The organism is Bacteroides sp. QWL-09 (assembly GCF_058683585.1).
In genome coordinates, this window is sequence record NZ_CM178748.1 from 2,083,758 (window position 1) to 2,095,740 (window position 11,983).

At 38.5% G+C, this 11,983-nt stretch carries 11 protein-coding genes; 5 read left to right on the forward strand and 6 right to left on the reverse strand.

Going from position 1 to position 11,983, the window contains the following annotated elements:
* The first annotated feature begins 66 nt into the window (after positions 1 to 66).
* Together dxs and trkA are read left to right on the forward strand one after the other, a co-directional pair.
* Entirely contained in the window at positions 67 to 1,974 is a 1,908-nt protein-coding gene (dxs, locus tag AC4PG5_RS08125) for a 1-deoxy-D-xylulose-5-phosphate synthase (protein ID WP_492028438.1), read from the forward strand.
* A 42-nt stretch (positions 1,975 to 2,016) separates the two neighbouring features.
* Positions 2,017 to 3,357: a Trk system potassium transporter TrkA gene (gene trkA, locus AC4PG5_RS08130; protein WP_492028439.1), complete on the forward strand. Its 1,341-nt coding sequence runs from the start codon at positions 2,017 to 2,019 to the stop codon at positions 3,355 to 3,357.
* A 131-nt stretch (positions 3,358 to 3,488) separates the two neighbouring features.
* Here trkA and AC4PG5_RS08135 read toward each other — a convergent pair whose 3' ends face one another.
* The 6 genes from AC4PG5_RS08135 to AC4PG5_RS08160 form a co-directional block, all read right to left on the reverse strand.
* Positions 3,489 to 3,776 carry a hypothetical protein gene (locus tag AC4PG5_RS08135; RefSeq protein WP_492028440.1) on the reverse strand — a complete coding sequence of 96 codons (288 nt, stop codon included), beginning with the start codon at positions 3,774 to 3,776 and terminating at the stop codon, positions 3,489 to 3,491.
* A 315-nt stretch (positions 3,777 to 4,091) separates the two neighbouring features.
* Positions 4,092 to 4,751, reverse strand: a complete 660-nt coding sequence (locus AC4PG5_RS08140) for an ABC transporter ATP-binding protein (protein WP_492028441.1) — start codon at positions 4,749 to 4,751, stop codon at positions 4,092 to 4,094.
* A 10-nt stretch (positions 4,752 to 4,761) separates the two neighbouring features.
* Positions 4,762 to 5,907 carry a hypothetical protein gene (locus tag AC4PG5_RS08145; RefSeq protein WP_492028442.1) on the reverse strand — a complete coding sequence of 382 codons (1,146 nt, stop codon included), beginning with the start codon at positions 5,905 to 5,907 and terminating at the stop codon, positions 4,762 to 4,764.
* Positions 5,908 to 5,910: 3 nt separating this feature from the next.
* Entirely contained in the window at positions 5,911 to 6,627 is a 717-nt protein-coding gene (locus AC4PG5_RS08150; RefSeq protein WP_492028443.1) for an outer membrane lipoprotein-sorting protein, read from the reverse strand.
* Between the two features lie 11 nt (positions 6,628 to 6,638).
* Entirely contained in the window at positions 6,639 to 7,883 is a 1,245-nt protein-coding gene (locus AC4PG5_RS08155) for an ABC transporter permease (RefSeq protein ID WP_492028444.1), read from the reverse strand.
* Positions 7,884 to 7,895: 12 nt separating this feature from the next.
* Positions 7,896 to 9,143 carry an ABC transporter permease gene (locus AC4PG5_RS08160; protein WP_492028445.1) on the reverse strand — a complete coding sequence of 416 codons (1,248 nt, stop codon included), beginning with the start codon at positions 9,141 to 9,143 and terminating at the stop codon, positions 7,896 to 7,898.
* 1,383 nt (positions 9,144 to 10,526) lie between these two features.
* On the opposite strand from AC4PG5_RS08160, the gene AC4PG5_RS08165 reads away from it, so the two are divergent.
* The 3 genes from AC4PG5_RS08165 to AC4PG5_RS08175 all read left to right on the forward strand — a co-directional run bounded on the left by AC4PG5_RS08165 (position 10,527) and on the right by AC4PG5_RS08175 (position 11,972).
* The gene (locus tag AC4PG5_RS08165; protein ID WP_492028446.1) at positions 10,527 to 10,910 is read left to right on the forward strand and encodes a hypothetical protein; all 384 of its coding nucleotides are present in this window, start codon (positions 10,527 to 10,529) and stop codon (positions 10,908 to 10,910) included.
* 121 nt (positions 10,911 to 11,031) lie between these two features.
* Positions 11,032 to 11,382, forward strand: a complete 351-nt coding sequence (locus AC4PG5_RS08170) for an NADH-quinone oxidoreductase subunit A (RefSeq protein WP_492028447.1) — start codon at positions 11,032 to 11,034, stop codon at positions 11,380 to 11,382.
* The gene (locus AC4PG5_RS08175) at positions 11,373 to 11,972 is read left to right on the forward strand and encodes an NADH-quinone oxidoreductase subunit B (RefSeq protein ID WP_492028448.1); all 600 of its coding nucleotides are present in this window, start codon (positions 11,373 to 11,375) and stop codon (positions 11,970 to 11,972) included. Before AC4PG5_RS08170 ends, AC4PG5_RS08175 begins: the two co-directional genes overlap by 10 nt.
* Positions 11,973 to 11,983 lie beyond the last annotated feature (11 nt).

Genomic DNA, 11,983 nt, shown 5'->3' on the forward strand with positions numbered 1-11,983 from the left:
GAATTTATTCAAAAAGTAAGTTTCATACATTTTCTTTTGCTATTTTTGCCCTAAATTATCTGAATCATGAAGGATGAGCCGAAATATAACTTGTTAAATACCATTGACGACCCGAAAGACTTGCGTCGTCTACAGGTAGAACAACTACCTGAGGTTTGCAACGAACTCCGTCAGGATATCATTAAAGAACTTTCTTGCAATCCCGGCCATTTTGCAGCAAGTTTAGGAACAGTAGAACTCACTGTAGCCCTACATTACGTTTACAACACCCCTTACGACCGAATTGTTTGGGATGTAGGGCATCAAGCATACGGACATAAAATTTTAACCGGACGTCGGGAACAATTCTCCACCAACCGTAAGTTCGGTGGTATACGTCCATTCCCATCACCTGAAGAAAGCGAATACGACACCTTTACTTGCGGTCACGCTTCAAACTCCATCTCAGCCGCCTTAGGAATGGCTGTAGCAGCAGAGTTTAAAGGCGAAAAAGATCGCCATGTAGTGGCTATCTTGGGCGACGGTTCAATGAGTGGAGGCCTGGCTTTCGAAGGCTTAAACAACGCTTCGACCACTCCCAACAATCTACTCATCATTCTAAACGACAACGATATGTCGATCGACCGTAGTGTCGGTGGAATGAAACAATACCTCTTCAACTTGACGACTTCGAACCGTTATAACCAACTTCGATTTAAAGCGTCACAAACCCTTTTTAAATTAGGGGTTCTCAACGAAGAACGTCGTAAAGCCCTCATTCGGTTTGGCAATAGTCTGAAATCGATGGCTGCACAACAACAGAACATCTTCGAAGGAATGAACATTCGTTATTTCGGTCCGGTCGACGGTCATGACGTTAAAAATATAGCACGCATCTTGCGGGACATCAAAGATCTACAAGGACCGAAAATCCTTCACCTCCATACTATAAAAGGTAAAGGCTTTGCTCCGGCCGAGCAACATGCCACCGAATGGCATGCTCCGGGTAAGTTCAATCCGGTGACCGGTGAACGTTTTGTGGCCAACACCGAAGGATTGCCACCCCTTTTTCAAGATGTATTCGGAGAGACTTTAGTCGAACTTGCGGATCAAAACCCGACGATTGTTGGTGTTACTCCGGCCATGCCAACCGGCTGTTCGATGAATATGCTCATGAAGACGATGCCCAAACGGGCGTTCGATGTCGGAATAGCCGAAGGACATGCCGTCACCTTCTCGGGCGGTATGGCTAAAGACGGCCTCCTTCCCTTTTGCAACATCTACTCCTCGTTCATGCAACGAGCCTACGATAATATCATTCATGATGTAGCCATTCAAAAACTCAATGTGGTATTCTGTCTCGATCGTTCCGGCTTAGTCGGTGAAGACGGACCGACGCATCACGGCGTATTCGACATGGCTTATCTGCGCCCCATTCCGAATCTGACCATTGCCTCACCAATGGACGAGAAAGAATTGCGGCGTTTAATGTACACCGCCCAACTTCCCGACCAAGGACCCTTCGTGATCCGCTACCCACGCGGAAGAGGCGTGTTACCCGAATGGAAATGCCCCTTCGAAGAGCTACCGATAGGAAAAGGCCGTCGACTCAAAAGCGGTACCGACCTAGCCGTTTTGACTATCGGACCGATAGGAAACACGGCCGCTCAAGTCATCGAGCAAGTCGAAGCGAGCCATCACTGCTCCATCGGGCATTACGACTTACGCTTCCTCAAACCTCTAGACGAAACATTGCTCCACGAAGTGGGACAGCAATTTAGTCGGATCATCACCATCGAAGACGGAGTGATCACCGGTGGAATGGGAAGTGCCGTGCTTGAATTTATGAACGCCCATGGTTATCACCCAACCATCGAACGTGTGGGAGTACCCGACCAATTCATCGAACACGGCAGGGTCGATCAGTTACACGAGGTTTGCCACATGGACGCTACACACCTCCAGGAGGTTTTTATCGCTCTATTATCAAAATAAATTATAAGATCCTTTTTAGCCGCTTTTTAAAGCCATAGGAATATGAAAATTATTATTGCCGGTGCCGGAAACGTGGGTACCCATTTAGCCAAATTGTTATCGCGTGAGAAACAAGATATCATCTTGATCGACGACGACGAAGAAAAACTCAGTACGTTAAGCGCGAACTTCGATTTGATGACCGCCATTGCCTCTCCGTCATCGATCTCCGGATTAAAAGAAGTCGGCGTTAAAGAGGCCGATCTATTCATAGCCGTCACCCCCGATGAAAGTCGGAACATGACTGCCTGTATGATTGCCAGTAGCTTAGGTGCAAAGAAAACAGTGGCTCGCATCGACAACTATGAATATTTACTCCCTAAAAACAAGGAATTTTTCCAGAAGCTCGGTGTCGATTCTTTAATCTACCCCGAAATGCTTGCCGCCAAAGAGATCGTCTCATCCATGCGTATGAGTTGGGTGCGTCAATGGTGGGAATTTTGCGGAGGTGCTTTGATCCTTATCGGAACCAAAGTACGCGAGAACGCCGAGATTCTCGACATACCATTACGAGAGTTGGGTAGTCAAAACCTTCCCTATCACATCGTAGCCATCAAACGTAAAAGTGAAACCATCATTCCACGTGGTGAGGACACCGTAAAGGTGAACGATATCGTCTATTTCACCACCACCAAGAAATATCTTCCTTACATCCGTAAGATTGCCGGCAAAGAAGATTATGTCGACGTACGTAACGTCATGGTCATGGGGGGTAGCCGCATCGCAGTACGTACAGCACAGTACGTACCGGATTACATGCAATTAAAAATTGTAGAAAACAACCTCAATCGTTGCAACCGACTGACTGAACTCCTAGACGATAAAACCATGATCATCAACGGCGATGGTCGCGATATGGAACTACTCATTGAAGAAGGCCTCAAGAATACCGAAGCTTTCGTTGCACTAACCGGAAACTCCGAAACCAACATTCTAGCCTGCTTAGCTGCTAAACGTATGGGCGTTAAGAAGACAGTTGCCGAGGTTGAGAATATCGATTATATCGGTATGGCCGAAAGTTTAGATATCGGTACGGTCATCAATAAAAAGATGATTGCAGCCAGTCACATCTATCAAATGATGCTTGATGCCGACGTATCGAATGTCAAATGCCTAACCTTTGCCAATGCTGATGTGGCAGAGTTCACGGTGGCCGAAGGTGCAAAAATCACCAAACACCTCATTAAGGACGTCGGACTTCCTAAAGGAACAACAATCGGTGGACTGATTCGTAACGGTGAAGGTGTACTGGTAACCGGTGATACCATGGTAATGCCTGGCGACCACGTTGTGGTATTCTGCCTCAACATGATGATTAAGAAGATTGAGAAATTATTCAATTAAAGAGATAGATAGTAACAAGAGGTGTGATAGATGACCGATCTACCACACCTCCGTTTGTTAATTAAAACGACTCTCCTCATTTAATCATACAATTTCCCCCTTTGTCAAAGAAAAAACGTTCAAGTTTATTATTATTCCTGCACCTTTAAAATACTAGTACTGGTCGAACTACTCGTGTTCGATAATTTCTTATTACTCTTCTGTAAACCCTTACCTAAATTAAAAGAATAAGTGAGCCCCAATAAAAGCATCTGGCGATTATCCTTAATATACACCTCTGTTCTACCTGGATTGATTCCCGAAAGGTTTTTCTCACTCCAATGCCATCCATTTCTCTCAAAGGGGAACTTTACTGCCGCAAATAGTTCTAAGTTTTTGTACTTATAACCCAGTGACACCTGCGAATTATTGTCTCCCAAATCGAGTCTTTGATTATTAAGGCTCTTCTTGGGCTTTACATAATAAGCCGAAAAGGTTCATTTATCCCAATACACCTATGCTGAAAGATCCCAATATAAGTTTCCTAGATGGTGATTAAAACCAGAGGCTTTAGACATAAATAGTTGTAATGCCATATTACTAGTCATCAACAGATAATAGGTTCTTTAGAGGATGGCTAACTAACAGACAAATCTGGTACTAAAAAGATTACAAAAAAGAAGAGCAAAACATGGGCCACTATTCTTCAAGCGATCGAAATCAAAATAATTAGCAACAAAATTAATTGTAATATATTAATCGCCTAACTTTATGACTTCCTTGCCAGCACGGATCACTTTATCGTCATGGCTAGCAATTATAAAGCTCAATCCTTCCTTATCATTCAATTCCTGCATCAAATTTATAATATTGATCGCATTCTGCCGATCCAAGTTTGCTGTCGGTTCATCTGCAAATATAATATGTGGACAACGTGCGATGGCCCTAGCAATTGCTACTCGCTGTTGTTCACCTCCTGACATCTCATATGGGCGTTTATTCATTTTTTGCGCTAGTCCGACCAATTTTAAAGCTCTCTCAGCCATATCACCTCGTTCTTTCTCAGAATAGTTAAAAAGCGTAAGAGGCAATTCCACATTTTCTAAGGCACTCAATACAGGAATAAGGTTAAACGACTGGAATACAAAACCAAAGTTCTGTTTCCGTAACTCAGTCAAATCTCCCTTACGTCCAAAATCCACTGGCTGTCCATTGAGTAGATAAACCCCACTGTCAGGTTCATCTAAAGTCGCAAGAATATTTAATAGTGACGATTTCCCCGAGCCAGAAGGGCCAGCCAATATGGAAAAACAATGATTGCCAAATTCCCAGGAGAAATCTGTTAAAACTTGATATTGAATTTTACCATTGGTATAACTCTTGTTGATATTGCTTAATTTAATGATTGTATCCATACTATTTAATTTAGAAAAAACAGCTTACTAATAAAGAGGTTTGAAAATTATATATTGAGACAGAATTATTATAGAACAGCCCTGTCAATTCAATTTGGAAATTATTTAAGGAGAGCATTCCCATCGGAGACACGGTCAATTGCTTGGAAAAAACATCATAATACGACCTCAAATTGAAAGACAATTTTCCATAAGTATCCTTATATCCTATATTTCCGAACAAGGTATGCTTTCCAATACTTAAAGGGTCAAATATTTCCGAATTAGAAGGTAAATATTTTTTATATAGTTCAACGTCTTTTCGTCCTAAGTAATCTTCACGAAAGCGATATTCTCCACTAAATGAAACATGATTATTAAAAATAATAGTAGTTCCCAATACAAACTCACTTCTGAATTTTTTAGGAATCATTTCTGGCATAATAATTGTACCATCATCTTTAAGTCTAAAGCTCTTTGAATAATTTTTCAAAACCCCTTCAGAATAAGCAGTAAATAGGTCGCCTCCGTAAGATATATCGTAACCAAACTGCTGATACTTTCCGAACTCCAAAAATGATAAACTAGCGTCCATCCGGTCAAACGAATAATCGTATTTTACAGCAGCTTTAAAATCTTTCCCTTTTTTATTTGGGAAAAGATAAAAACTCAACGTGTTTTTCCCGAATAAATAAGAATAATTAAGCATAAAGACTCCCTCCAAGCGGTTTTGCGTACGTATAGGATCTTTTTGGATAAAAAAATTCGTTGGATTCCATATCATACCAGTCCCCCAATCCAATCTCTTCTTTCCGAATACAAAGAAATGTTTTCCATTCAGTTCAAATTGCGTATATAGCTCCTGAAAAGAAAAATCGGTAAGATTTTTATCAAAGTTATAGTTTCTGATATTAGCTTCCACTTGCAATTTAGTAACTAGGTCGTTCCAAGTGTTTTTAAATCCCAAAATCGGATAGAATTGAGATAATTGGTCGAATTCATTAGCGTTCATCCAATTATCCGGATTTACTTTTGACATTTTATCCAAATCATTGTATTCTCCTTTAGTTTCAAGAATCATCTGGTAATCAAACTTAGATTCTTGGGCTAATGACACTGGCATAATTACAGCATTCAATAAAACAACAATTATGATAAGCTTTCGTATAATCTTCATATATTACCTTTTTAATGAGCCGAGGGTAAAGTATTCAACAGGCTGTCTATTTTGCTTCTTAATATTCTTATAAAATAATTTTGTCATAGTATTTTTCTTTAATTCTTCTTTTATAATCATCGTAGAAGGAACATATTTTCCTTGCACTCGAACCACGTCTTTATACAGAATCGTTTTAATCAATTTATCCGACAAACTAAACATTTCTTGTTTTACAGGTATCTTCCTTTTACTGTCATATTGTACTACAACTTTATTATAAGCCACATCCAAATTCTTCGCTTTCAATTCAAGTTCCAAAGTCTCATTGTCTTTTACCCGAACATCAAGTACTTCATAATCGTTTTTGAAACACATACGCATTAAATCTGCATTAGAAGCATCACTCCCCATAAAAGATTGCTTAAAAGGCAATTTCATAACCTTACTGGTACGGGGAAGATACATCCATAGACTAGAATTATCATTCAGCATCCTCCTTCCTTTTTCTACAGCAGGCGCCGTAAACTCCATACGCATCTTGTTTCCGGAACGGTAAAACTCCATTTCATAATATGTGACAACATTATCGTTTTTGTACATTTCCATTTTCATAGTTGCATATTCCATATACATAGACTGATCCAAATCCTCTAAATAATCGGAAGACGATTGCGATATTGCATCTTCAGAAAAAAATAAAGATGATATTAGAATAGAAGTTAAAATAAATAGTTTCATAATACTAATTTTTAATTATTTAACAAAATAACAATTTTCTTCTTATTTAGTGTCATAAGAGATAAAAACGTAGCAATTAAAGGATACATAACTGTTATAATAAAAACACTTATTATGTGCTTCCATGACAGTATCGGATTGATAATAGTAGATCCAAAAGCAAAAGAAGCCGAATCGCCTAAATAAATTCCGTTTTGAGAATTAATATAAGAGACAAAGAGAAAAACGGCAAAAAGCCCTACTCCGTAAAAAATACAGCTAATATAAAAAGTTTCATAAACAAATATTTTTTTTACAGAAGCCGTTTTAAAACCAAAAGAGAGTAAAGACCCTATTTCCCTATACCTTTCATTAACATTCTCAGTTTGCATGGACCAAATTCCAATAAAAGAAATTAAAACTAGAAAAGAAGCAATCGACAACATGGTATATCGGTTAATCCGAGAAAGAGTTTTAGCCATTCCTAGAGTATCAAGATAGGAGGCCACTTTTAATCCTTTGTATTCAATTACACCCTCTTTATGAGGATCGATATAATTTATAGATTTTAAGAAATCATGTTTCAAATTTTTCACACCGTTTAAATCTTTTACATTTACAATAATACGGCTAGGCAAGTTTGTATAATACAATTTTTTGGCTTCGTCATAATCCATAAATATCCCCCATTTATTCATCTGAGAAGTATATCGAAAGATACCTTTTACAACAAATTCGTCCAAGTTCATCGATCCGTCAACGGTCTGAGACATCAGATTGCAATAATTACCGACTTCGAGATTAAGCGATTCTGCTACAGCATTACTTATAACAATTCCTTTTGTATCTGTAATACGAGTATCCCCTTTCTGTATTTTCAACATCTCTTCAATCAAGGGAATCTCCTGCTTAGACATACCTGTTACATATACGGATTGAGAATTGTCATTAAAATATAAATTATTGGAAGGCAAGTCAACTCTGAAAGAATAACCAGTTACTTGAGAATGATTTGTTAAAAACGCAACCATTTTTTCGAACAAAGCGTCTCCCCTCTCCTCATTATTAAAACTTATCATCTTCTTATCAAGTGCAACTGAGAAAGCGCCTGTTTCAAAACGAATGTTCCGATTGATGATTTGGGTTTCGATCCCTTTTGATAAAGAAAACACTAGTAACAGTACAAAAACAGCTAGTGTTATTCCTACACCATTTAATAAAGTTGATTTCATATTCCGGTGTACGTTCCGGATAGCTAATTTTGCAAAAATTTTCATATGCAATTATTTTTATCTTCTATTGATTAAGCAAATCGGATTCCAGCCTTTAATACGAGCTATGCTGATTGCTACTGCCAGAATTGTAGTCGCCCCGAAAAGACAAAGGATATAGATTAAATCTTTCAGATATAATATTGGTCTAAGATATTCAGTCATTAAAGCAGCCTGCATATCTTTAGATGTAATGTAAATACCTGGATCGGGTATCCCTGAAATAGCCAATAAGATAATCCCACCACCGAACAATACCGCTGCAACAGCGACTATGAGATATTCCGTTACAAGCATACAACTTATTTTCCACCACGAAAATCCGAAAACTAATAAGGTACCAAATTCTCTTTTACGAGAATGAATAATGAGCGTAGTCAAATTTACTAGAATCAACAAACTGAACACTACAAAAATAATCTGCGTCATATACCCCCCACTCTGCCAAACTTTAACAATCCGATCTAAAAGCGGAACAGTTTCTTTCCATGTAGCCACTCTCATCTCGGAAGATAAAGTTGAAAAGCAAGCCTGAATGGCCTCAACACTCTTCGCTGGAATATCTTTATTATCTGAAGAGTTAATGATTAATTCTAAGCAATTCCCCGATTCTAACTGCACTGTTTCTTCTCCAAAAGAATAAGGAACAAATGCATTATAATTTAGAAACAAGGCAATTCCATTTTCTTCAAACACTCCACTGACTATAGCAATCTGATCACTCATATAGTCATGAACATTAGTGGCCAATAGCAAAATCGTATCACCTAGCTGACAATTGAGCTCTTCTTGCGTTGTTTCACTAATCAAAATGCTATTTTCGCTCTCAGGCATTACCCCAGATTTTAGGGTCAAAAGTTTAGCCATTCGCTTCATATGATCTTCTTCGAGTGCATGAATACTCACATAGGAAGTTTCTTCTTCATAAGAAATTAAAGAACCAAACCTAATTCGTTTATTTATGACCAAATCTTTTGTGCTTTTTGTTAGCGAATCAAAAGCCTCGAATGGGAATACAAAAATCTTTTGGTCTTTAAGTTGTGATTCTAAAATGTTTATTTTAGAATCATCAGCCTTATAGATGGTTAATTGCCCTGAAACGGCCTGATTAATTCCTTCTTTCAGTTTATATTGCAATCCATTATTTAAAGCTATGTTACCTAAAATGATACAAGAGGAAATGCCTATACATAACAAAGTGAAAAAGGATTGCTTTTTCTTACGTGTAATATTCCTTACTACATATTTAAATTGTTCATTTTTCATATTACTAAACTTATCATTTATTTTACTTTTATCTCTATATTAAATACTACGGTTAATGTATTTATGCTCATTTTCAGCGATGAAACACTAAATAACAGATACTGATTTGGAATCTACAGAAATAAAAAATCATTTCTTTTTCACCCACAACAATAGTTCTCATTTGTTTTGTAAAATACGATACTCTAATATTCTTTTACGAAGGAAAACAAAATTAATCTGCCGCCAAGTAGTTATATCATCATGTCCATATTTAAAAAAAACACCACTTTTCTATATACTACGCTGGTCAAATACATATGTAGAAATACCTAGTGTATTTTTACATATAGCTGAAAGGTGAATATCTTCTCCTGCATCAAATATTGCTGGCTATATGGACCAATAAGCCTTTAACCATTTAGTCTGAAAAGAGACCATTCCCTAGCATATATACGCGATCATAAAACAGAGCCTAACAGCACATCGTCAAATACCATTACGATCGATTTATCGGGAGCAAAAACACGTCCTACTTTTCAAATCCTCTAAAACGCCTTTTTCTACAAACAACTTTTATAACAAAACACACATTCAAAAAAGGTCAACAAGCATTGCGTGCAAATATAATATATCTTTCATATGTATATATCTATTTCATTATTTTTTTATTGGAAACAATTAAAAAAAACAAAACATTAAAACAACAGTCAAAACAGAAAAAGAGTCAACCCTTTTAGGAATTAAATTAAAGAATAGTCAATATTTTTAGGATAACAGTCTTCAATCCAAGCCAGACAACACACTAAAAACTCTGTTTATAAGCAAATAATAGTTTCAAACCATAGAAAGCAAAGTTTCATCTAATCGAAACTTCATTTTCGCCCGTAGAAAACTATAGTTTCAAAGAATGGCACTAAAAGTCTCACCGTACGATAAAAAATTCTACTACTTAGAAACTCAGAGTGCCATTTAATGACATCATATTTTCAACTTAATAAAAATAAAGTTAGCTCATACAGACCTTAAGCAAGAAAGCGTTAAAAGCAAAAATTCACTTTTCGAATTTTATACAAAAAGCCTGTTGCAGATAAAATAGCCGTCACCCATCTGCAACGGTATCTACCACCACCGTTGACCACTGTCTATCAATAAGTTATATCATTCAGGTGGCAGTGTTGCAGATAAAACGAATAAAAGATAACTTATAGAGAAGATGAAATACTCCCTGATGGATTAAAAAGTTTGGGCCTCTCCTTCGTTCAAGTTCCTCTTTATAAAAAAAAGAAGCCCAGTCATTACGGGACATTAATATACAAACTTTAACACAAATAGCCGTATTTTGCAAAGCAGAGATAGCAATTTACAAAATTTAATTATACCTTTGCGCTGCTTTTAAAACAAATGATGAGACTATTCCTAAAATATGGCTTATTCTTTTTCCTGATTTTGCTTATCCACGGCATGACCATGCAAAACACAGAAGAAGAGTGTAACGTAAACCGACGGGAACGACGACAAGAGTCGACCTGCCGAGTTGCGCAAGCCCGTCCTAGTCACGATTCATTCAGTCGCTTGTCTCATTTTTACTCTTTTCTGAGTGTCGACATTGCCTCTAGCGATATTTTCCAAGTACCTTCCGAAAAGAGTATACAACTACTAACACCTTACTTTAGGGCACACAATGATGAACAACGTTTAGAACATGCCATTCCATTTCACCTTTCTAACCGTTTGTTCGACCCTATATCGCACTACATCTACGCCTTTAGAAGAATCATTATTTAGCCGATAAGAAGAAGTCGCCCGCACGACTTTTCCATATATCCATCGTTTACCCTTCTGGAGAGAAGAGTTAACGGTTGACTATCTATACGTTTACGTTTTACCTCATTTAATTTTTCAAATTATGAGCTTTACATTATTAGTTGTTGTCCTACTTACGGCAATAGCTTTTGTTGGTGTGGTGATCGCACTCTCACGTGCCATATCCCCTCGATCGTATAACCCACAAAAGTTCGAAGCCTATGAGTGTGGTATTCCGACCCGCGGCAAATCGTGGATGCAATTCCGCGTGGGGTATTACCTCTTTGCCATCTTATTTTTAATGTTCGATGTAGAGACCCTCTTTCTGTTTCCGTGGGCAGTGACCTTACGCGAAGCCGGTCCGCAAGGCATCGTGAGTGTTTTATTCTTTTTTATCATCCTCGTATTAGGCTTAGCCTATGCTTGGCGGAAAGGAGCGTTGGAATGGAAGTAACAAAAAAACCTAAGATAAAATCAATTCCTTATGAGGAGTTTAAAGACAATGAGTCGTTGGAGCAGTTGGTCAAGGAACTTAATGCCGGTGGATCGAATGTGGCTCTCGGCGTTCTGGACGACTTTGTCAACTGGGGACGAAGCAATTCGCTTTGGCCGCTCACCTTTGCTACAAGTTGTTGTGGCATTGAGTTCATGGCACTCGGTGCAGCACGGTACGACATGGCCCGCTTCGGGTTTGAAGTTGCCCGTGCCAGTCCCCGTCAGGCCGATATGATCATGGTCTGCGGTACGATTACCAACAAGATGGCACCGGTATTGAAACGGTTGTACGACCAGATGCCCGATCCGAAATATGTCATTGCCGTCGGCGGATGTGCCGTTAGCGGAGGACCATTTAAAAAGTCGTACCATGTGGTCAACGGGGTCGATAAGATCTTACCGGTCGATGTCTATATCCCCGGTTGCCCGCCTCGTCCGGAAGCTTTCTACTACGGCATGATGCAACTTCAACGCAAGGTGAAGATCGAGAAATTCTTTGGAGGAGTCAACCGCAAAGAAGAGAAACCAGAAAAACTAATTGAGAAATGACGCTATGACAC